The sequence below is a fragment of the Citroniella saccharovorans genome (genome assembly GCF_035481615.1).
Classification (GTDB): domain Bacteria; phylum Bacillota; class Clostridia; order Tissierellales; family Peptoniphilaceae; genus Citroniella; species Citroniella saccharovorans.
In genome coordinates this window covers 482598-505580 of the sequence record NZ_JAYKOT010000003.1, presented here as the reverse complement: position 1 = coordinate 505580, position 22983 = coordinate 482598, and the positions used below count along the sequence as shown (strand labels likewise).

The following is a 22983-nucleotide window of genomic DNA, read 5'->3' as shown; positions in this document are numbered from 1 at the left end:
GTATTAAAATGAATTAGAAATATGTTCCAAAAAGCTGAACATAATAGAAATATCCATTTTTTTCATATATTCCTATACCAAATTCTTCATAATCACTATTTAAAATATTTGCCCTATGTCCAGGAGAATTCATCCATAAATCCATTACCATAACTGGATCTAAAGTAGGTGTCATAGCTATATTTTCACCTTTCATAGACCAAGATCCTGTATAAATTGTAAAACAAGAACTGCCGTCTGGTCTTGTATGTGAAAATATCCTTGAAATTTCCTCTGCTCTAACGTTTGAAGCTGAGAGTAGACTATCATCAAACTTAAGTTCACCTGCTCCATTTTTTGCTCTTTCTTTGTTAACTATTTCTAAAATTTGTTTTTTGGCTTCTTCAATAGTTAGCTTTGGGTTTGGTTTTTCCTCGGGTTTTTCTTCAGGTTTGGTATCTACAGATTCATTTCCTGCTAAGTGGAATGTATAATAATATCCATTATCAGCTTTATAAAAACCTATACCAAAATGAGTATATTCTGCTTTAGAAAATACTTCTTCAATCATTTCCTGATCTTTAAGCATAGGGTTTAAGCTTTCCATATCAAGATTTTCTACAAAGTCATAGTATTCTCCAAAGTAAGACCAAGAATTTTCATCAAACACACTATCCCAGCTATCTCCACTTGGCCTAGTGTGTGAAAAATTTTTTTGTAGCTCTTTGGCCCTTATATTACTAATTTTATTTAAATTTTCATCCATTGTTAGCTTTGGTAGATTTAATTTTGCCCTTTCACTATTTATAGCACTTAGGATAGCTTCCCCAATTTTTGAATAATCTGGCTGCTCTGTATTTTCTTCTGGCTTAGGTTCTTCTTTCTTTTCATTTAAATAATCATTAAGCTTAGTAAAGCTTCCACCTATTATATCAACAGAATCCTTAGATTTTATAAAATCTAATGTTTTAGAATTTATATTCTTACTTGGGATAACCAAGATATTTCCACTCTTAAGACTTGCTAGTGAAATTGCAGATAGTGCATCTGGAAAGTTTTCTCCAGAAGCTATAATTAGCGGATCAGAACTTAACTCATCAATAACCATTTTTGATGTTTCATATCTATTGGCTCCTGCAATTTTATTATTTGAAGAACCTTTAACTCCGCCACCGATTATGGTTTTAAATACCCTGCTGTTATCATTTGAAAGTTCTAAAAGGCAGTCATTTTTTATAGTATAAGGAATTGCAGATAGTGCATCTGGAAAGTCAGTTCCCTTTACACCAACTTTGTCAAAAGTTTTATTTTCTTTCTTTTCAATATAATTAATAATTTCCCTATTTGTTTCATATCTGTCAGAGCCAGCTATTCTTTCGACTTCAAACTTACTTTTAAGAGAATCTTCTAGGTCTTTGGATTTAACAACTGAGTGCTTACCTCCAATAATAATTACCTTCTCAACTCCAAGAGCTTCCAACTTACTTAATAGCTTACCATCTTCAAGAACTAGTGGCAACTTATATTTATAAGTTAAATTACCTGATGTTAATGCATCTGCAAACACAAGTCCAGATGTAACAACAGCTGTTTTTTCTGGATTGTCATATAGGTTTTTGTACTTTTCAAGTACTTTCTCGTTTGTTTCAAAACGATCATTTCCATAATAAATTTGTGATTTTGCTGCATTATCAGCTAAGCTTAAACTTGATATTAGCATAGTAATAATAGCTGCGAATAAAACTACCTTTCTTTTCAAAATAATCCTTCCTTTCTTTTAAAAAAATATTTATTTTTTCATAATTAATATTATAAATAAACCTAATTTAATCTATATATTCTACTTAGGAAATTTATCAAAAAAATCATCATATATTTTAATTAGTTCTGGATTTAAAAAGTATAAAGATTTTTCCTTTATCTCTTCTGGAATCCCATAATAAGCTTCAAGTATTGGACCAGCTATTGCAGCAAGTGTATCTGAATCTCCCCCAACAGAAATCACATTTCTTATACCATCTTCAAAACTATTAGCTTCAAGAAATGAAACTATAGAAATAGGCAGACTTCCCATACAAGTTACATCATATTGATAAGCTTCTCTTACTTGGTCTAAAGTGAAATCTATATCATAATATTCTGAAGATACTAGATCTTTTATTTCCTGCTTACTACTACCATTTTTTGCTAAAAAAATTGCTACTGCTGTACATTCAGCGCCTTTTATTCCTTCGGGGTGGTTGTGGCTAACTGAGGTTACAACTCTAGATAGCTTTTTAACCTCATCTAAAGTTTTCCCAACATAAGCAACAGGGGAAACTCTCATAGCTGAACCATTTCCAAAACTATTATATGCTTTTGGATTATCATCATAAATCCATTCTAAAAAATGATTACCATAACCCCTATCAGGATATTTTCTGCCAAGTTTTTGCATATAATATATAGTTTTTTCTTCTAAGTCCATAAAATTATCTTTAGACTCAGTCAGAGCTTTTGCGATTGCTAAAGTCATTACACTATCATCTGTAAAATCGCATTTGTCAGTGAATAGTTCAAAATCTTTAGTCTTTATATTGTTCCATTCAAACCTTGAACCTACAACGTCTCCAACTATAGCACCTAACATATTTCCAACTCCTTTTATTTTTCTAATTGTCCCTTGTATGAGCCTACCCCTCCAATATTTATAGCATTTATATAACCATTTGCTCTAAGTATAGCTAGTGCTTTTTCAGATCTGTTGCCACTTGCACAGTAAAGAAGAATAGTTCTATCTTTTGAAGGCTCTAGATTTTCAAGCTCTATAATATTATTTAAAGGCAAATTAATAGCACCAGGAATGTGGCCCATTTCATATTCAAAATCGTATCTTACATCAATAAGTAAATAATTCTCGTTTTTAAAGTTATTTAAAATATCATTAATCATTAAACTACCTACCTTTTACATATTTATATTATACCCAATATTGCTAATTTATTCCTCAAATTACTTTTTTAAAATAAAAAAGGAAGGCTATATCAAAAAAATTCCATAGCTTCCTTAGTTTATTAAATCTAGCCTTTATGCATAAATTTCATTATTTTTTCATAAAGCACATAAGAGTAAGTTTCAGATTCAATTAGCCTATCCCAATCTATAATTTTCTCAGCATCTATAATTTCATCTGGTAAAATTAATGATCCATCTTTTCCGCTAATACTTGGTGAAAACTCAAAAAAATCATCCCTATATTGAAGCTTAATCTTAGCACTAGGTGCAGTTTCACTTGGGCTTTGACAAATTAGGACTGGCCCTCTAACTGCCATTTTATCTAATATATCATTTTCAGTTTCTTTAGGCTGACCACTACTATCAAGTTGAAGTTCTTTTAAGCTCACCACGGAATTTTCATATTTAGGAATAAATAAGTAAAACTCGCTACCTATTAAATCTAAATTTTTATTGTCAGGATTTTCTCTTAAATCTAATAGTAGATTTGGATCTTTATAGTCATTGTAAATTATTTGCCACAAGAAAAGTTTTTTTGCCATTTTAATTAGGCTACCTTCATCATTTGCTTCCCCCATATAAATAATAAAGCCCTTATTTTTTTCATCTTTTATACCAAGCTTATTAGCTATTTTAAAATAATTAGATGAAAATTCACTATTTATATATGGAATAGAGTCTAGCTTTGAAACCTTCACAAGCTTCTTATCTAAAGCTGATGAATACTGATCATATACAAAATAAGGTTTGCCAGCTTCATCTAAGTATATGCTACTTTTATTATCACTATAACTTTTCCAAAAGTTTATTAAGCTGCTACCTTCTATAAATTGACTTTCATTAATAAAATCTACATTTCCCATATAAAATATCTCAAACGTCTTTTTAAAATAAAAATCATTTGCAATAGTATTCTCCATTGCTAATAATATTTGATCATCATTAAACCCAAGTTTTTTAAGAACTTCTGTATCTTTAATTAAATCTCCTTCAGGTAGTGAAAAATTATATATTTTATATTTTTCATTTTCATCAAATGGATCTTTGGTCATATCTATAAAAATGCTAAGAATCTTATCATCTTGATAAAAAGAATATGTTGAGCTTACAAATTTATTTAAATCTTCAGCTAAATCAGAAGCATTTTCTATAGAATCTTCATAAGCATCTTTTACCTTTTCAGCTAAATCATCTATCTCTTCATTAGCCTTTTTAGCATCTTCAGAGTGTAAAAGTATTTTAGGTAGATGGATACCACTTATTTGAAGACTAGCTTTTTCTTTTATCTCCTGATTTGATATTTCCTTCCAAATCTCTCTATCAACAACTAAATTTTCTGTAAATTTTTTATCTTTCCTATCATTTTTTGAAATATTATCAGTTTTTTCTTCATTCTTATCTTCATTAGGATTAATTGAATCTGTTAAATTTATATTTTCTTTTTTACTCTCTTTATCTCTATCATCTAGGTTTTTATTATCTAAATTACAAGATGAAAAAAATGCAAGAGATAAAATAAATGCTAAGTTAATCGTTTTAAAAAATTTATTTTTCATTAGTATCCCTCATTTCTAATAAGTAGGTTAAGACCTATATATTAAAGTCATATTTTTGTATTTAGGTTAATAAATAATCTTTAAATCACTAACTATTTCCTGTTCTTTTTTGTTTATCAAGCACTTTCTGCTAATTATACATTTTCTTGATAAGGTATAGGCTTCATATTTAGAATATGTTTGATTTTTCGCTAAAGGCAAATTCTCTACAATTATTATTTAACTTATATTTTATCGATATTATCTCTTATTTTTAGTATATCAAATTAGAGTGTAATATTCAATATATTTAAGTTTATATAATTAATATATATTTCTTCTAAAAGACAGTTATTTAATAAAAAGTATACTAGTAATATTTGTTTGTAAAAAATTTCTATAATGCTTATAAATTTTTATACATCTTCTTTTTAAATCAGTTAATTTAAAAATTTTTCTCTAAAAAAAAGATCCCGAAATACTTTATATCGGAATCTTTAGAGGCTAATTTAATATATTAAAAAGCCATTTTATATATTTGATAAACGTCCTCTTCTTCTAAGTGAATAAAGCCATTTATCTCTGGTTTTATTCTATTTTCCACACAATTTTTAGCCATATCTCTAAGTTCATCTTCCTTAAAGTCTACATCTCTTAGTCTTTTTGGTATGCCAAGTGATATAAAAAATTCTCTTAAAGCCTTTATTGCTTCTTCAGCATCCTCCCTTTTGGAGTTACCCTTTTCTATATCAAAAACATTGTAGCCAAAGTCTGCTATTTTTTCTTCTGTTTTTTCACTTAGAGAATATTCTAACCAATAAGGAGTGAGTATGGCAAGGCCAACTCCATGTGTTATATCTCTTTTTGCTGAAAGCTCATGTTCCATAGGATGCACAGACCAGGCTGTGTCTTTTCCTGAATCTAATAAACCATTTATTGCCCATGTTCCTGCCCACATAAGATTAGCTCTAGCTTCATAATTGTCTGGGTCTTTCATGGCTATTGGGCCATAATAAATACAAGTTTTTAAAATAGCTTCAGCCATTCTATCTTGTAAATATGCACCATCATTTAGAGAAAAATAATTTTCCATAGTATGACTCATTATGTCAGATGTTCCAGCAGCTGTATGGTAGCTATTTACAAAAGTAGTATATTCTGGATTCATAAAAGAAAATTTTGGCATTGCATATTCACTAGCCCATCCAAGTTTTTGACCTGTTTCTTCGTTAGTAATTACGCTAGATGTATTCGTCTCACTTCCAGTTGCTGAAAGAGTTAAAATTGTCCCAATTGGAAGTCCTTTTTTAGGAGTTACTTTTCTAATTACAATATCCCATGGATCTTCCTCGATTGGAGAAGCAACAGCAATTAGCTTTGCAGTATCAATTGTAGATCCTCCTCCCACTGCAAGAATAAAATCAATCTTTTCTTTTTTTACAATTTCTACACCCTTTCGAACTTTATCAATTCTTGGATTAGGAACAACACCAGACACCTCCCAATATTTAATATCATTTTTTTTAAATAATTCAACTATTTCATCATATAAGCCAATTTTCTTTATGCTATTTTTTCCATAAACTAAAAGTACTTTTTTTCCATATTTTTTAATCTCTTCAGGTAATTTATCTAAATTATCCTTTCCAAAATAAATTTTAGTTGGAATATTAAATGTAAAGTCTTTCATAACTTCCCCTTTCTTTTTTCTAAAAATTAATAAATAAAATGTATTTAACTTACTCTATACACTTCTTTTAACATTTTTAATATACCCATATTCTATCTATTTTGATTTTATATGTTTTTATAGATTTATATTCCTTTGATCTTATATATCCATTTAATATTAAAATATATATTTATCAAAAAAGCAGTTGTTTGTTTAAAAATTTCTTATTTGCAAATTATAATAAATACTGCTATCCTATATCTGAATTAAAATTTAGGAGAATTATATGGATCTTAAAAGAGTTATAATAAATCAAATAATAATACTTAGTCTGCAGGTAATTTTATATTTCGGATGTGAATATTTTCAAAAAAAACCTAAAAATATCGCTACAGAATTTGATAAGAAAATTCCAGTTCTACCACTCTTTACACTTATATATATACTTTGGTTTCCGCTTATAGCAATCTTTCCTATAAATCTTTTTCTTATTTCACAGGCTTATTATAAAGTGTATATAAAGGCATGGATTTTAGACATAATAATTAGCATAATAATCTATATGGCCTATCCTACAACTTTTGAAAGGCCTAAAAACTTAAGCGAAATTAAATATGGATGGATGCTTAAATATGTATATAAATATAGCTACAAAGGCGTAAATTGTATGCCAAGTATGCACTGCTCTATATCAACACTAGTTCTACTTGCAGCAATTTTAAACTTTTCTTTATCACCAGTATTAATGTCTGTTTATATTTTAGTTTCAGTTGGTATAATTGTTTCAACTATCTTCACTAAACAGCATGTTATTATAGACCTTATAACAGGTGTACTATTAGGCGCAGGTCTATTTTTCTTATTTTATTTTCTATAATATTTTTAAGGAAAGATAAAAGCCCTTTTTCATTTTTGAAAAGGGCTTAAAATATTTTTCTACTTTTATTATATTTTTATATTAAATATTACTTGATAAAAATACTAACTAAATTTAAAAAATAAAATCTTTAAATTTTCCATCCTCTAATTTAATAATTCGATCAGAAAGGGTCTTAGCTTCATGAATATCATGTGTTATTAAAATTAAGCTAGTATTATATTTTTTATTCAAAAGCTTAACTATTTCCAAGATTTGATTTTTAATTTCCTCATCAAGTCCAGTAAAAGGTTCATCTAGTAAAATTAGTCTAGGATAATCAGCAATTGCTCTAGCAAGAGCTACTCTTTTTTTCTCTCCACCTGATAATTCCTTAGGCTTTTTCTTTTCATATCCAGAAAGACCAATCATATTTAGAAGCTCATTTACTCTTTCCTTAATTTCAGTCTTATTCTTGCCATGCATCTTCATACTAAATCCTATATTATCTTCAACTGTCATGTGTGGAAATAGGTAAGAATCTTGCAGCGTCATAACTATGTTTCTTTTGTTTGCAGGTATATTAGTAATATCTTTTCCATCTAAATAAACTTTTCCAGATTTAGCCTCTAATAATCCGCAAATTATTTTTAAGAGCGTAGACTTTCCAATACCTGATTTACCAAAAATAGTTATAACTTCTCCTTCATCAACCTTTAAATTAACTTTATCTAATATTTTAATTGAACTATCATAGCAAAATTCAATTTCTTTTAATTCCAATATAGAGGTCATTAGTCATCCTCCTTCCTATTTCCAAGTCTAAATGTAATAAAACCAACAAGTAATAATATTAAAATAAAAACTATTGAAAAAACTGAAGCTTCGTGTCTATCCTTATTGCTTATAACTGGAAAAACAATAGTTGAATAAGTTTTTACAAGCCCTCCACCGATTAAAAATGTTAAAAAATATTGACTGAATGAAACAACAAAGCTCATAAAAAAGCTACTTCTAAGTCCTGGTAACATCATAGGCAAATTTACATAAAGAAATTTTTTTAGGCCACTTGCTCCTAATAATATTGCTTGATTTTCGTAATTTTCACCTATAGATGAAAAAATAGGTTCTAAAATCATAAAGGCATAAGGTATGGCTGGAAAGGCATGAACTAAAACAACTCCAGCTTTTGTATTAGCTAGGCCTAATCTTAACAAATTTAAATGCAAGCCGATTGCAACCGAGGTTACTGGTATAACGATAGGTAGAAAAACAATTAATCTAAACAAACTTTTCCCCTTAAAATCATATAGGGCAATAGCTTTTGCTGCTGGATAACTAATAATAATTGAAATTATAGAAGCAATAAATGAAATATACAAACTATTTAAAATTATCTTAATATTATTTTTGTTTAAAAAAAGAGATTTCCAAGCCCTAATAGAAAAAGCTTGAGGAAATAATTTACCATACTCCCAATTTTCAGTAAATGCCCAAATTAGAGTAAATAGAAGGGGAAATAATATAAAAATAATTAAGAAAAGTCTTAAAAGTTTTTTACTCATAAGTTGCCTCCTTAATAACCACCTTCCTATAAACTAGAACAAATATTATAAAAGCAACAAGTCCAACTAGTAATAAGATTGAATTATAAACCATCGCATAGGGCCTATCTGTAAGAAGTGGGCTTGTGTAGTAGTTATAAGCAATAGTTGCAAGTGATTTAGGAGTTGATGGTCCTAAAATATTGGAAAGTTCATAGGAAGAGAATGAGAAAGAAAATATTACTATAAATGAATAAAGTATATTTGGTAAAATCATAGGTAGTGTTACATAAAAAAATGTCTTTATCTTATTTGCACCAAGTACATAAGACTGATCCCTATATTCATCCTTAATTCTCTTTAGAACAGCAACAAGTGTAAAGGCAATAAAGCAAAACTCTTTATATACAAAAGAAATTATTAGAGAAATTCCATCCCTGTCATAAATCAAATTTGGAAATTGATCCATAGAATTAATTAAGCCAAGGCTATATAAAATTCTAGAAATTAAACCTGTCTTGCTTAGCATGCCAAAAATAATAAAACCTACAACCATGTGGGGAATTATTATGGATAATCTTAAAACGCTATAAGAAAAGTTATCATTATTTCTTTTTATATATATAGCAATGACTGTCCCCAAAATTACTGAAATAGCACTTGAAATTAAAGAATATCTGAGGCAAAAGATGAATGAATTTTTAAACTCCTCACCAGAAAGTACTTCTTTATAGTATTTTAAAGTAAATTCATTCATCCCTATAGCTTCAAAAATTCCGAAAGACTGTTTGATAGACTCAGATATCGATAAAAAAACTATTAGTAAAATAAAGGCTGTTAGTGGTGCTACATATAAATAGGCTAACCTTTTTTTTTCTCATCTTACTTATTTAAAACATTCTCATTCCAAAGTTCTTCAAATAATGGTACTAGTTTTGCTGGCATTTCTGGAATTCTTTTAGATAATAATTCCTTTGCTGGAAGAGTTGCTACTCCATTATCTATAGCTTCAAGTTCTTTCTTTTCTTCATCTGAAAGTTTATTTATATCAAATACTGGCATATCTCCAAGTACCTTAGGCTTAGATTTTTCTAGCTGCATTTCAAAAGAAAGCATTGCATCAATCATCATTATTGCTCCTTCCTTATTTGTTGAACCTAAAGGAATTGCAAGGAAGTGAGTATTTCCTATGTTTCCACTATTAAATACAAAAGTTCTAACTGAATCTTTGTATGCTCCTTTTGCTATTTCAACGTCAGCTGCAGAAGGATTGTAACTCATAGTCATCCAAACTTCTCCGTCCTTAAACATATTATTAAGTGTTCCAAGGTCCTTAGGATAAGTTTTTCCTTCATTCCAAAGATATGGTTCAATCTCGTTTAAATATGCTATCGCCGGATCAATTTCTTTTAAAACATCTTCTTTTTTATATTCCTTATCAAAATCCATAAATTGTTCATAGCCAACAATTTCAGAAATTACATTTCTAAAAAATGCTGAAGCCGTGAAATCTGGCATTTGTGGATAAGTGAATTTTCCTGGGTTTTCCTTCACCCAAGCTTTTAATTCTTCCATGCTCTTTGGTGGATTAGGAACTTTTTCTGAATCATAAATTAATACATGTTGTGCCTTACCATAGGGTGCTTCATATCCTTCAATTGGATAAGCAAAGTCATAGTTTACATCATCAGATTTTTCGTCTACATATTTTTTGAAATTATCTAATTTATCTGTAAAAGGTCCAAAAAGTAAACCTGCCTCTTTATTTGAATAAAAATTTTCTCCATTAATCCAAACTACATCTATTACTGAATCTTTTCCGGCTTGCTTTTCATTTAGAAGTAGGTTATTAATAGCGTCAATATCCATAGGAACTCTATTAACTGTAACATCATAATTTTCTTTAACATAAGGGATAAAAGTCTTATCTATAAAATCATTTCTAAGAACATCTCCACCATAACCATAAAAGTTTACAGTAGTACCCTTAGCTTTTTCTTTTATTTCCTCAAAAGACATTGAGCTTATGTCTTTATTAGAATTATCTTTTTTATCTTCTTTATTCCCGTCAGATTTCTCCTTAATATCAAACTCTGTTGAAATAGTTGAACTTCCTTCTTCTATAGTCTTTTTGTCATTTGTACAAGCAGTAAATGCTAGGACAAATAATAAAAATAAAACTAAAATACGTTTTTTCATAAATTCCTCCTTTAAATATTAACTCCTTAATTATATTAATATATAACTATGTAATAATCAAGATAATATATAGAAGATTGTTAATTATTATAAATTTTATAAATTTTTATTTTACACTTTTAACTATTATATTTTTATTTTATATTTTAAACTTTTAGGAATCATAACCACCGGCTAAGCCGGTGGTTTGTTTTGCCCCTATAAGGGGCTGTTACCGGCAGCATTTCATGCTTCGAACTTTCTTTCTCGTGCACCAATTTTCACAGCTGGTGCTAAAGCACCTTACTTTTTGCTTTTGTTTACTTGCTCTCCCGTAAACGGGTCTACAAATTCTTTAATGCTTATTTGGTCTGCCATGTAATCTTCTTTTAATTGATTTTTTATATATTCTTGTATTTTTTTCGCATTTTTTCCTGCTGTATCTACATAATATCCTCTGCACCAAAAATGTCTATTTCCGTATTTGTATTTTAAGTTTGCATGTCTATCAAATATTATCAAACTACTTTTTCCTTTTAAATAGCCCATTGTTTGAGATATGCTGTATTTCGGTGGAATTTCTAACAACATATGAATATGGTCTGGACAACATTCTGCTTCTATTATGCTTATTCCTTTTCTATCACATAAGTCCCTTAATATTTTTCCTATATCTTGTTTTAACCTTCCATATATTACTTGTCTTCTATATTTTGGAGCAAATACTATATGATACTTACAATTCCATGATGTATGTGATAAACTATTATTATCCATTTAGGATACCTCCCTTTTCTGTCTATGCTACTGCCAGTAACATAAATAGTTTATCATGGGAGGTTTTTTGCTTGAAGCTAAAGCTTATTTTTCTACCACCAGCATAGCTGGTGGTTTATTCATGCTAAAGCGCACAATAAAAAAACCTTAAGAAAAAACTTAAGGTTTAATAGTTAATATATCTTTTATAAAAAGCATAGCAGAATAAGGTTATTTTTTAAAACTTTTTAAAATCCATATTTCTTTAGCTTATTTAATATTTTTTCTAAAACTTGAAAGCTTGAAAAAACTAGGCTATTTATTGATTTTACTGGTCTTACGCCCATTATAGAGTTTGAAATAAAAGCCTCGTCAAATTCTTTTAGGTCACCGACTCTAATAGTATCTTCTACTACTGAAAAATTTTCTAATAGATAATCTCTCATAGTTCCCCTTAAAAGTCCAGAAGATACTTTAGGTGTATATATTTTTTCATTTCTTACAAAAAAGATATTGGCAAAAGAAGTTTCTGTAATTTCATCTCTTTCATTTAAAAATAAAGCTGAATCAAAGCCCTTATCTAAAGCTACTTTATGGTCTAAAATATTTTCATAGTAGGCTAAAGTTTTATGATAGAGTAATTTTGAACTTGATGATTTTTTTCGAATCGGATATAGTTAGTCGATAGCTACTATAATTATTTATATAAGGATCCACTCTTTTAGAAAAAATAATATTTTTTTCTGAAACAACTATTTTAAGAATAAAATTTCTTTCCTTGGTTTCACTTATAAATTTATCTAGGTCTCCAAGTACAATCTTTTTATCAATTCCTAAAAATTCTAATGTCCCATATAGCCTTTTTAAATGTCTTTCTAAGAAAACTGGTTTTTTCTCTACCACTTTTATAGTTTCAAAAGCTCCTTTTCCAAAAAAATAACCATCATCAAGCTCTATTTTCATTAAACTTACCTACATATTCGCTAATTTTTTTATAAGTTTCGTAGTCAATAGTTTGCTTAGCGTCACTTTTTGCATTGTCTGGACACTTATGAACTTCAACCATAATTCCGTCAAGGCCCATGGCAAGACTTGCTCTTACAAGAGGCTCTATTAAATCTCTCCTTCCTGTTCCATGACTTGGGTCAACTATAACTGGATATGAAGTTTTTTTCTTAAGAAGATAAGCTCCAGCTAGGTCTAAAGTATTTCTAGTTTCTCTTTCAAATGTTCTTATTCCTCTTTCGCAGAAAATAATATTAGAATTGCCTTCAAGCTCTATATATTTTCCTGCCATTTCCCATTCATTAAGAGTTGCTGAAAATCCTCTTTTTAAAATTATTGGTTTTCCAGTCCTAGCCACCTTTTTTAAAAGAGCATAGTTATACATATTTCTTGATCCTATTTGAAAAATATCTATAAGATCTTTCATCTTGTCTACGTCACTTTCACTAAGAACTTCAGTTGCAATGATTAACCCTGTTTTATCTTTAGCTTCTTTTAGGTAGTTTACTGCTTCAAAACCAAGTCCTTGAAAATCATAAGGAGATGTTCTAGGTTTAAATGCCCCACCTCTTAAAATATCTACTCCAATTTTTTTTAGTTCTACTGCTTCATCAATAATATGGTCTCTGGATTCAATGGAGCAAGGACCAGCTATAATTATTTTTTTGTCTCCTCCGATTTGAAGGTCTCCAATATTTACAACTTTTTTTTCAATATTTGTACTCATATCTACTCTTAATTACTTCCCTCTATAAAAATATTATCATCATTGTTATAATATGCTTTCAAAGCTAAAAGAGAACCTTTAGCCTTTAAAACTACCTCATCAAATTCATCCTCATCATCTGATAGTAAAATTATAGCTCCACCTAGACCAATTGTTGCAAGGTCTTTTTCAATGATTGTAGTCCTAATAACTATATTAAAATCCATGGAGGAATTATTTGAAATATATCCGATCGTTCCAGAATAAACGCCTCTAGGTATATTTTCTAACTTATCAATAATCTCTAAAGTCCTCTTTTTAGGACTTCCTGTCATAGACCCACCTGGAAAAGTTTTTTCTAATACATCAATTGAGTCCATCTCTGTCATAAGTTTTCCAGAAATTGTAGTTACTAGCTGATGAAGAGTTTTATAACTTTCAACATCCATAAGCTTCTCAACCTTAACAGACCCTACCACGCAAAATTTACCCAAATCATTTCTTAGTAAATCAACTATCATAAGATTTTCTGATCTAGTTTTTTCATCTGTCCTTAGTTTTTCAATTAATTTTTTATCTTCTTCTGGACTAATTCCCCTTCTTATAGTACCCTTAATTGGTTTTGTACTTACAATATTATTCCTATCAAGTTTAATAAATCTTTCCATTGAAGAGGATGCAATCTTAAATTCATCTAGTGGCAAATATGCACTATATTGTCCTGGAGATTTATCCCTAAGTTCAAGATAATAAGAAAGTCCATCTATACTATCATGTATATCTAGCCTATTAGTTAGACAAACTTCGTAAGTTTCGCCCTTTCTAATCTCTTCTTTGATAATTTCTATATCATCAATATATTCTTTTCTATTTTTTACAAAATTTAATTTTGGAAAATTTCTCTTTTCTTTGGGTTTTTTTTCATCAACCCGTGAATTTAAAGCATCCTTAACTAAAACAAAAAATTCTAAATCATCCTTGTAATATAGAATATATAATTTTTTATTTTTGTGATCATAAACAATAGCCCTATCTACATATGATAAGTAGGCATCTGGGTAGGGAAAAGATTTTGTGTTTATCACATTTTCAGTATCTTTTTTTAATTCATAAGCAAAATATCCAATATATCCCAGCTGAAAATCAAATGGTAACTCTTTTTTATTCTCCCACCTTATCCTATTTTCCTTTAGATAGGTAAATATATCGGTGTGAAATGTTTCTTTATCTCTTTTGTCCTTATAGATTTTTGTAACTTCTCTTTTATCTACATCATATTTTAAAATATGTCCTCTTTTTTCTCCAACTATTCCAAAGATTGAAAAATTAGACTGATTATCTTCTAATCTTGAAGAATCAAGCCATAGAATTTTATCATCTATTTTTTTTAATTTTTGGTAAAGAGTAGCTGTATCAAAAGATGAATCAATTATTCTATATTCTAAAGAATCTTTTTTATAATGTTCATTACAAATAGATAAAAAATTTTGAATTAATTTTTCTCCAAATTCACTCGCTATAGACTCTGGATGAAATTGAAGACCGTAAATTGGTTTATACTTATGAGATATTGCCATAACAACCCCATCCTCACTTAGAGCATCAATTCTAATATTTTCTAATTCTTTATTTTCACAAACCAGAGAATGATATCTTGTTACCTTAAATCCATCTTCTATTCCCTTAAATAATCCTTTCTTATTATGATAAACTTTGCTTAGTCTACCATGCATAGGCTCATTTGCCCTTGAAATTTTGCCACCATTTAATAGATAAATTCCCTGATGTCCCAAACAAATTCCAAGAATCGCTTTGTCACTCTTTTCTATAATCTCCCTACAAACCCCAAAATCTTTTTCATTTTCTGGACTACCTGGACCAGGGGATATAATAATATAATCTGGATCAAGCTCTTTAACTTCTTCATAGCTAATCTCATCGTTTTTTACAACTAAAGGCTTATTGCCACTTACTTCAGCTACCAATTGGTAGAGATTATAAGTATATGAGTCATAATTGTCTACGATAAGTCCTTTTAACTTTCTTTTTATTTTATTATCTTTTAAAAATAGAATCGCTTCTCTATAACCATCTATCCCATGTCCAGTAATAGTCTTTATAGCATACTTACTTATAAAAGATTTTTTTCTAAAATCTTCTCTTTTAGAAAGATCAGATATATGAACTTCAACTGTAGGAATCTCTACTGCTTTAAGTGCATCTAAAATAGCTATGCTTGTATGAGTAAAACCAGCAGGATTTATAACTAAACCATCATATTTTTTATATGCACTTTGTATTTTTTCTATTATTTCTCCCTCAAAATTCGATTGAAATTGATCAATTTCAATATTATATTCAAGTTCCAATTTTTTTAATAGAGATAGAAGGTCTTCAAAACTTTCTTCTCCATAAATGCTTTTCTCCCTAATACCAAGCATATTTATATTTGGTCCATTAATTACTAAAATTTTCAATCTATTTTTAATCCTTCCAATATTTTTTTCAAACATTCTTCCTTATTTTCAACTACAGAAACTCTTAAATCAGAAATTTCTTTATATATTAAATATCTTTCAGAAAAAAGTTTCTCTAAAGACTTAGGCTCTTTTGAAAGTGGTCTACCTACTCTTTCTAATTTTTCTAAGGGCCTATCTAAAAAAATTACAAATGAATTTTGCCTAATTAAGTCCCTATTGACTTCTTTTAATATAGAGCCTCCTCCGCTAGCAATAATAGCTCCACTTTCCTTTGATATTTCTCTAAGAATTTCAGTTTCAGCTTTTCTAAAGTATTCTTCTCCAAATTTTTCAAAAATCTCTGAAATAGAAATACCCTCTTTTTCCTCTATCATAATATCAATATCATAAAGGCTTCTATTTAAAGTCTCTGCTAATATTTTCCCCATAGTAGATTTTCCAGATCCTGGCATACCAACTAAGCAAATATTTCTTTTACTTAGAAGAATTTTCTTGTAGCATTCAGATATTTTATTTTTTTCAATTTTTTTATTTAAAAAAAGTTCACTAGCATAATAAGCTTGAGCTACTAGCATATATAGACCTGAAACTGCTTTCACTCCTATTTTTTCAGCATCTAAAATAAGCTTTGTCTTATATGGATTATAAATTAAATCGTAGACAAAATCTAAGTTAGAAAATTTTGATAGGTCAATTAAGCTTTCCATATTGTTTGGGTACATACCAACTGGCGAGGTATTTATAATTACATTGTAATCTAAAAAATTATCTAAATCTTCGTAGCTTGGCCATGAAAATCTACTAATTACCTGAAATTTACTTACGCCAGCTCTTTTTAGAGCCTCGCTAACCATTTTACTTGCACCACCAGAGCCCAAGATTAATACTTTTTTATTCTTTAGACTATATGAAAAATATTTTAGGCTATCCTCAAATCCATAAAGATCAGTATTATATCCAGTTAAGACTCCCTCTTCATTTACGATAGTATTTACAGCACCTATATTTTCTGCATCTATATCTATTTTGTCTAAATATTTTATGCAATCAATCTTATATGGCATAGTTACATTTATTCCCTTAAATTTTCTCTCTTTAAAGAAGTCTAATAAATCATTTTTATTTATATTTTTTAAGTAGTATTTGTAGCTAGCTATTTCACTATGAATTTCTTTAGACCAGCTATGGCCAAGATTTTCTCCTATTAATCCATATAAAAAATGATTATTTTTATAATTTTCTATAAATTTCTCGCTCTCTCTAAAAATCTCCTTGTATATTTCTTCAATTATGGTCTTGTACTCTTCTTTAGAATTACATTTAAGTCTTTTTATAATGTCTAATTTCCTTTTCGAATCAGATGTATTAGTGTTATTTTCTAATTTATATCTAGAAACTTCTTCTACAATCTCCATTCTAGAATTTATTAGTTTAGCTATATTATCATCTATCCTATCAAGTTCATTTCTTAACTCATCAAGTTTTCTCATTTTTCAAACTCCATTAATAAATCTAATATACAAATAGCACTTATCATCTCAATTGCAACTAGAGCTCTAGGAACTATACATGGATCATGCCTTCCTTCAATCAATAATTTCTCATTGGATAAATTTTTAAGTGAAATTGTGTCCTGAATTATTCCTATAGAGCTTGTTGGTTTGATAGCTACTGTATAATAAATAGGCATGGAAGTAGAAAGTCCTCCAATAATTCCTCCATGATGATTAGTCTTAGTAATAACCCTTCCATTCTTAACTATATAAGGGTCATTGTGAGTAGAACCAGTCATTTTTGCAGAATTAAAGCCCTCTCCAAATTCAAGTCCCTTAACTGAAGGTATGGAAAAAACTCCCTTAGCAATAACAGACTCAAGAGAATCAAAAAAAGGCTCACCAACACCAACTGGCATTCCCAGTACAAAAACTTCTACAAGTCCTCCAAGTGAATCTTTCTTCTCCCTATACTCTTCAATTAACTTTATCATTTCATCTCCAGCATCATCATCTATTACTGGAAAATCTTTTTTCTTTAAATATTCTAAAGATTCTAATTCTAAGTCCTTATATTCTAATTTTTTATCCTCTATATCCTTTATGCTTTTTATTCTACTAAATATTCTTATATTTTTTTCTCTTAAAATGTCCTCAGCAATAGAGCCAGCAATTACAAGAGGAGCAGTCATTCTTCCAGAAAAACTTCCACCACCTCTAATATCATTATGAGAATTATATTTAATAAATGCAGGATAATCAGCATGGGATGGCCTTGGCCTGTCAATAATATTATCATAGTCAGAGCTTTTTTGATCTTTATTTTTAATTTTAATACAAAGAGGAGCTTCGCAGCTTATTCCATCGACTTCTCCAGAAACAATTTCAAATTCATCATTTTCTTTTCTTGGGCTTGATATAGAATTTTTTCCTGGTCTTCTTCTCATTAAATTTTCTTTTATTAAAGAATAGTTTATTCTGTAGCCAGCCTTAAGTCCATCTATTACAACTCCTATCTCCTTTGAATGTGACTGACCAAATATGCTAATCCTAAAATTTTTACCAAAACTAAATGACATCAGCCCTACCTCCTAAACTTTTAAAGTCTTCAAAAAAATTTTTATACGATTTTTCCACAGACTGACTATTTTTTATTATAACAGGTCCATCAGCAAAAGTAGCACCTATAGCAGCAGCCATAGCTATTCTATGATCATTATAAGAATTTATTTCACATCCTTTTAAAGTCTCAATCCCGTAAAAAGAAAATGAATTTTCATCTTCTATAACCTTAACACCAAATCTTTCTAGCATTTCAATAGTGGATTTTATCCTATTACTTTCTTTTAAAGCTAGTCTTTTTATATTGATAACTTTTGTATGACTTTTTGATAGAGCTGAAAAAACTGCTAAAATTGGAACTGTATCTGGCATATCTTTAGCATCTAATATTCTTGCCTTTTCTTCATTGCCAATTTTTTTCTAATTTGTAGCCTCTACTCGATACATTTTCATAGCTAAGAGTTTTTAGATAATTTAAAGCCATCTTATCTCCCTGAACTGAATCTTTGTTAAGTCCTAAAACTTCTACGCCTGTCCCTAGAAAGAACAAACTATTGCTCCAATCACCTTCAACTTCTAAAAAAGCTTTTTTAAAACTTCCCTTTGAAAAATAAGAATTTTCTTTAAATAAAACTTTTACTCCAAACTTTTCCATCACATCTATAGTCATATCTACATAGGGTTTAGATTCTAAGTGAGTTAGTAAATTAATTTTAATAGGATCCTCAGTAAATCCACATGCAATAAGTAGTCCAGAAATAAATTGAGAGGAAATATCCCCTCTAACTGAAAAATCAAAACCCCTTAATTTTCCTGAAAGCAAAATTGAATCGCCATTTTCTTTAATACTAACCCCGTGCCTCGGAAGCAAATCAAAGTAAACTGAGTTACTTCTAGAAATTAAAGTTCCCTTCCTAATTATTTTTGCATTTAGACCTAAAATAGCAATTATAGGGATTAAAAATCTTAAACTTGTTCCACTTTCAGAAACATTTATCTTAATATTGTCCTTGTAAGATTTGGGTGGAATTATTCTATAATTATTTCCATTTACAATAATTTTCGCACCCAATTTTTCTATAGCATTAAGAGAACTTTCAATATCCTGGGATAAATCATTTATTATTAATCTTGACTCTTCCTTAGCAAGAAGTGCACAAAATATTGCTCTATGGGCAAAAGACTTTGATGTAATCGCCCTTATACTTCCATTTAATTTACTATTATAAATAATCCTATCCATATTAACTTACCATATTTAGTAATTTCTCTAATTCTTCAATCGAAACTTTTTTTTGAACTGCCCTACCAACTTCAATTGGAATAATTAAATTTATCATATTATCTTTAATTTTTTTGTCATGTCTAATTAAATCTATAACTTGACTAGAAGAAAATTTATAATTTGTAGGTATTTTATATTTTGAAAAAGTTTCTATTAGTTCATCTTCCAAATCTTTTTTACCTAAACCCAAACAATTTGCTAGCTTCGTCATATAAGCCATTCCAATAGCAACACTCTCACCATGATTTAATTCTCCTTTGGATAGAGCTTCTAAAGCATGTCCCAAGGTATGTCCTAGATTTAACATTTGCCTTTTTCCATTATCAAATTCATCATTTTCTACAAAGCTTAACTTAATTTCGATTGCCCTTTTTATAACTTTTTCAAAATCTAAATCATTGGTATTCTTTAAATAATAATAAAATTCTTTATCAGATAAAAGACTTGCTTTAAATATTTCAGTAAAACCATTTCTCATATTTCTTTCATCCAAAGTATCTAAAAAGCTTGTGTCAATATAAACTATTTTTGGAAAATAAAATGTGCCAATTTGATTTTTAAGGCCTAAAAAATTAACTCCATTTTTCCCGCCTACAGAAGAATCAACCATAGCAAGAAGACTTGTTGGAATAGAAATAAGATCAATTCCTCTAAGGTAGGTTGATGCTACAAATCCTCCCAAATCTCCAACTACTCCTCCACCAAAAGCAATAATTTTATCTGACCTAGTGAAATTTTTTTCAAGTAAAAATTTATTTATCTTAGTGTAATTTTCTATTGACTTTGAATGCTCTCCCTGCTCTATAATAAATACTTCAAATCCTAGTCCATCTAAAATTTTTCTAATTCTATCTTTATAAATTCTATAAACATTATCGTCACTTAATAGTAGAAATCTTGACTTGGGAAAAGAAGCAAGATAAGACCTTAGTTTATTATCCTCATTATTTACAATATCTATATAATAATTATTTTTTAAAATATTAATCCTCATGTCTAACCTCTAATTATTAACATATATTTATTTTATCATATATTATTTTTTAGATAAACTTTAAAAAGAATATAGGGTATATATAAAGTAGATTATTAAAAGGGGGACTTTATGAAACAAATAGTCGCAGTAGATTTAAATTGGGGAATAGGTAGAGATAATGATATGTTAATTTCTATTCCAGATGATATGAAATTTTTTGTAGAACAAACTAGAGGAAAAACTGTAATCATGGGGAAAAATACACTTTTTTCACTTCCTGGTGCAAAGCCTCTAAAAAATAGAAGAAATATTGTAATATCTTCAAGTTTAGAAGATAGAGATGATTTAATAATTGTTAGAAGTATTGATGAGCTTTTAGAAGAAGTTAAAAAATATCCAAGTGATGAATTAATGGTAATAGGAGGAGCTTCAATATATAAAAAATTATTAGATTATTCAAGTGAATGTATAGTAACTAAAATTGAAAAGTCATTTTCAGATGTTCATGTTTACTTCCCAAATTTAGACCAAAAAGAAAATTGGGAAATGGTAGAAAAAAGTGAAATTCATGAGTGGGAAGGAATAAAATATTATTTTACTAGATATAAAAATCATAGTGTAAAGAAAAAATAGTAATTTCATAAAAAATAGGAGATATAAAATATTTATTATCTCCTATTTTTTGTTTAACAATATTATATTTAATTTAGTTTAAATACATTTAATAATTTTTTCAAAACTATTTTTACTAAATAGCAAATATAAAATAAATTAAAAGTAAATTTTTATATTATAAGTTATTTAAAATCCAGAAAAATATTCCTATTCCTATAAAATTTACAATATAGAAATAAGTTTTTTTAGTTTTATGTCTAAAAGCTAACATTCCCAAAATTCCTCCAAATCCACCTCCAAAAAGTCCAAGACTCAAAAGAAATTTTTCAGATACTCTCCAGCCATTTATCTTAGATTTAAACTTGTCATAGCCATATACTAAAAATAACATTATATTTATAGCAAATAAAACTAGACCAATTTCTGAATTTAACAAATATTCAAAATCATTCATAATATCCTCCCTTTACTTCAAGAGTAACATCTTTATATGCTAAAGGCAAGAAATAAAGGTAAATAAAATTGTTATTATGAAGAATCTTCCTTATAAATACATCAATTATTTTTAATAATTAGATACTTTTTAGAAACTTAAATTGTTAATAGCTTTATATAAAATTATAATAAAATAATATTTAAATTCTACTTTTTGTAATTATAAAAGCCTTTACCAGAGTTTACTCCAAGCTCGTTTTTATCTATCTTTTCTTTTAGCATAGCTACACGCTTTTGAATAAGGGAACCTGTAGTTTTGGCTTCCTCTTTCATGCAAGAAATATTATATACAGTTTTTAAGCCAACAATATCCATAATCTCAAATGGTCCTTTTGGAGAGTGAGTAGCAAGCTTCCAAGTCAAATCTATCATTTCTGGATCAGCTACTCCCTTAACCCATAAATCAAGTCCTGCATCTAATAGAGGAACAAGTAAAGAATTTAAAATATAACCTGGCTGTTCTTTGTGTAGCTTAATAGGTATCATATTAATTTCTTCGGCAAACTCTACAACCCTGTTATAAATTTCCTCGTCTGTACCAGCATGTCCCATACATTCAGCTGTATTATTTCTCCACACTTCATTCGCAAAGTGTAGTGCCATATATTTTTCAGCCCTTCCTGTATAATTTGCAAATGTTGAAGGAAGGAGAGTTGATGTATTTGTACATAGAATTGTTTTTTCATCCATTTTATCTGAACAAAGTTTATACATTTCAATTTTAGCATCTACATTTTCAGCCATAGCTTCAATAACAATATCAGCATCTTTTAAAGCTTTTCTTAAATCAAGTTCAATATGAATATTTTTTTCAAGATTGATTTTAGCTTCTTTTAATATTTCTTCTATCTTTTCTTCTGTTATGCCATCCCAGCTTTTAAATAATCCCTTTGGATAAAGTAAGTGACCTAAAGGATTTTTAATTAATTCCTTAGATAATTCTATATCATTTAGCATCATTTCTCTATAGTTTTTTATTTTGGGTTCAGTTCTAGTAATTGAATCTTCACTTCTTAGCCAAATTGTAGTATCGTGTCCTGTATAAGCAGAAATAAGTGCGATTTGAGTTCCTAAAACTCCGCCACCAAGTAATACAACTTTATTAAATTTCATTTTTTCCTCCTTACAATAATCTTTCTAAAATAAATTTTTTAAAAATTTAGCTATTATTGTTTTTATGCTGTGACTAGGTGCTATATTATATATACCCAGTTTATAAGTAATTCTTCATTTTTTATTTTTAGTCTAATATAAAAATTTAAAAATTATCTTCATAATAAGTCTAAAAATTATACTTTAAAATCTGTACATTTTAAGGTTTTATTATTAAATCAATATACCTATGTCAACTT

At 28.5% G+C, this 22983-nt stretch carries 23 protein-coding genes and 1 pseudogene; 2 read left to right on the top strand and 22 right to left on the bottom strand.

Features of this window, described 5'->3' with window-relative positions; genetic code table 11:
- Positions 1-13: 13 nt before the first annotated feature.
- The 5 genes from VLK81_RS04935 to VLK81_RS04915 form a co-directional block, all read right to left on the bottom strand.
- Positions 14-1738, bottom strand: coding sequence for a cell wall-binding repeat-containing protein (locus tag VLK81_RS04935; protein ID WP_324619560.1), 1725 nt, complete (start codon positions 1736-1738; stop codon positions 14-16).
- A gap of 81 nt (positions 1739-1819) precedes the next feature.
- The gene (locus VLK81_RS04930; RefSeq protein ID WP_324619559.1) at positions 1820-2608 is read right to left on the bottom strand and encodes an ADP-ribosylglycohydrolase family protein; all 789 of its coding nucleotides are present in this window, start codon (positions 2606-2608) and stop codon (positions 1820-1822) included.
- A gap of 14 nt (positions 2609-2622) precedes the next feature.
- Positions 2623-2910: a rhodanese-like domain-containing protein gene (locus VLK81_RS04925; RefSeq protein ID WP_324619558.1), complete on the bottom strand. Its 288-nt coding sequence runs from the start codon at positions 2908-2910 to the stop codon at positions 2623-2625.
- 128 nt (positions 2911-3038) lie between these two features.
- Entirely contained in the window at positions 3039-4529 is a 1491-nt protein-coding gene (locus VLK81_RS04920) for a hypothetical protein (protein WP_324619557.1), read from the bottom strand.
- A gap of 496 nt (positions 4530-5025) precedes the next feature.
- On the bottom strand, positions 5026-6198 hold the full coding sequence (locus tag VLK81_RS04915) for an iron-containing alcohol dehydrogenase (RefSeq protein WP_324619556.1): 1173 nt from the start codon (positions 6196-6198) through the stop codon (positions 5026-5028).
- A 268-nt stretch (positions 6199-6466) separates the two neighbouring features.
- Here VLK81_RS04915 and VLK81_RS04910 point away from each other — a divergent pair, with 268 nt between their 5' ends.
- Positions 6467-7057 (top strand): phosphatase PAP2 family protein, encoded by a 591-nt coding sequence (locus VLK81_RS04910; protein ID WP_324619555.1) that lies wholly within the window; start codon positions 6467-6469, stop codon positions 7055-7057.
- A gap of 114 nt (positions 7058-7171) precedes the next feature.
- On the opposite strand, the gene VLK81_RS04905 is transcribed toward VLK81_RS04910, so the two are convergent.
- The 15 genes and pseudogenes from VLK81_RS04905 to aroB all read right to left on the bottom strand — a co-directional run bounded on the left by VLK81_RS04905 (position 7172) and on the right by aroB (position 20539).
- The gene (locus VLK81_RS04905; protein WP_324619554.1) at positions 7172-7831 is read right to left on the bottom strand and encodes an ABC transporter ATP-binding protein; all 660 of its coding nucleotides are present in this window, start codon (positions 7829-7831) and stop codon (positions 7172-7174) included.
- The gene (locus VLK81_RS04900) at positions 7831-8601 is read right to left on the bottom strand and encodes an ABC transporter permease (protein ID WP_324619553.1); all 771 of its coding nucleotides are present in this window, start codon (positions 8599-8601) and stop codon (positions 7831-7833) included. Before VLK81_RS04900 ends, VLK81_RS04905 begins: the two co-directional genes overlap by 1 nt.
- On the bottom strand, positions 8594-9337 hold the full coding sequence (locus VLK81_RS04895) for an ABC transporter permease (protein WP_324619552.1): 744 nt from the start codon (positions 9335-9337) through the stop codon (positions 8594-8596). The genes VLK81_RS04900 and VLK81_RS04895 overlap by 8 nt, the downstream gene beginning before the upstream one ends.
- 125 nt (positions 9338-9462) lie before the next feature.
- Positions 9463-10779, bottom strand: coding sequence for an ABC transporter substrate-binding protein (locus tag VLK81_RS04890; protein WP_324619551.1), 1317 nt, complete (start codon positions 10777-10779; stop codon positions 9463-9465).
- A gap of 282 nt (positions 10780-11061) precedes the next feature.
- Complete coding sequence (gene tnpA, locus VLK81_RS04885) at positions 11062-11535, bottom strand: IS200/IS605 family transposase (protein WP_324618628.1); 474 nt, start codon at positions 11533-11535, stop codon at positions 11062-11064.
- A gap of 227 nt (positions 11536-11762) precedes the next feature.
- Positions 11763-12119, bottom strand: a complete 357-nt coding sequence (locus tag VLK81_RS04880; RefSeq protein ID WP_324620467.1) for an aminotransferase class IV — start codon at positions 12117-12119, stop codon at positions 11763-11765.
- A gap of 22 nt (positions 12120-12141) precedes the next feature.
- Complete coding sequence (locus VLK81_RS04875) at positions 12142-12477, bottom strand: aminotransferase class IV (protein WP_324619550.1); 336 nt, start codon at positions 12475-12477, stop codon at positions 12142-12144.
- Positions 12461-13246, bottom strand: a complete 786-nt coding sequence (aroF, locus tag VLK81_RS04870) for a 3-deoxy-7-phosphoheptulonate synthase (RefSeq protein WP_324619549.1) — start codon at positions 13244-13246, stop codon at positions 12461-12463. The genes VLK81_RS04875 and aroF overlap by 17 nt, the downstream gene beginning before the upstream one ends.
- A gap of 8 nt (positions 13247-13254) precedes the next feature.
- Positions 13255-15252 carry an aminodeoxychorismate synthase component I gene (pabB, locus tag VLK81_RS04865; protein ID WP_324620466.1) on the bottom strand — a complete coding sequence of 666 codons (1998 nt, stop codon included), beginning with the start codon at positions 15250-15252 and terminating at the stop codon, positions 13255-13257.
- 27 nt (positions 15253-15279) lie between these two features.
- Positions 15280-15702: pseudogene (aroQ, locus tag VLK81_RS04860) on the bottom strand (type II 3-dehydroquinate dehydratase); the annotation flags it as partial.
- Positions 15699-17195, bottom strand: coding sequence for a shikimate kinase (locus VLK81_RS04855; RefSeq protein ID WP_324619548.1), 1497 nt, complete (start codon positions 17193-17195; stop codon positions 15699-15701). The pseudogene aroQ and the gene VLK81_RS04855, both read right to left, overlap by 4 nt.
- Positions 17192-18277 carry a chorismate synthase gene (gene aroC, locus VLK81_RS04850; protein WP_324619547.1) on the bottom strand — a complete coding sequence of 362 codons (1086 nt, stop codon included), beginning with the start codon at positions 18275-18277 and terminating at the stop codon, positions 17192-17194. The genes VLK81_RS04855 and aroC overlap by 4 nt, the downstream gene beginning before the upstream one ends.
- On the bottom strand, positions 18267-18632 hold the full coding sequence (locus VLK81_RS04845) for a 3-phosphoshikimate 1-carboxyvinyltransferase (protein WP_324619546.1): 366 nt from the start codon (positions 18630-18632) through the stop codon (positions 18267-18269). The genes aroC and VLK81_RS04845 overlap by 11 nt, the downstream gene beginning before the upstream one ends.
- A 31-nt stretch (positions 18633-18663) precedes the next feature.
- Positions 18664-19503, bottom strand: a complete 840-nt coding sequence (locus VLK81_RS04840; protein WP_324619545.1) for a 3-phosphoshikimate 1-carboxyvinyltransferase — start codon at positions 19501-19503, stop codon at positions 18664-18666.
- A gap of 1 nt (position 19504) precedes the next feature.
- Positions 19505-20539, bottom strand: a complete 1035-nt coding sequence (gene aroB, locus VLK81_RS04835; RefSeq protein ID WP_324619544.1) for a 3-dehydroquinate synthase — start codon at positions 20537-20539, stop codon at positions 19505-19507.
- Between the two features lie 111 nt (positions 20540-20650).
- On the opposite strand from aroB, the gene VLK81_RS04830 reads away from it, so the two are divergent.
- The gene (locus VLK81_RS04830; protein WP_324619543.1) at positions 20651-21154 is read left to right on the top strand and encodes a dihydrofolate reductase; all 504 of its coding nucleotides are present in this window, start codon (positions 20651-20653) and stop codon (positions 21152-21154) included.
- Positions 21155-21311: 157 nt separating this feature from the next.
- Here the strand turns inward: VLK81_RS04830 and VLK81_RS04825 are convergent, their stop codons facing one another.
- Both VLK81_RS04825 and VLK81_RS04820 read right to left on the bottom strand, forming a co-directional pair.
- The gene (locus tag VLK81_RS04825; RefSeq protein ID WP_324619542.1) at positions 21312-21590 is read right to left on the bottom strand and encodes a DUF1294 domain-containing protein; all 279 of its coding nucleotides are present in this window, start codon (positions 21588-21590) and stop codon (positions 21312-21314) included.
- A 188-nt stretch (positions 21591-21778) separates the two neighbouring features.
- A complete protein-coding gene (locus tag VLK81_RS04820) occupies positions 21779-22744 on the bottom strand; it encodes a 3-hydroxyacyl-CoA dehydrogenase (protein ID WP_324619541.1) in 966 nt (321 codons plus the stop codon).
- Positions 22745-22983 lie beyond the last annotated feature (239 nt).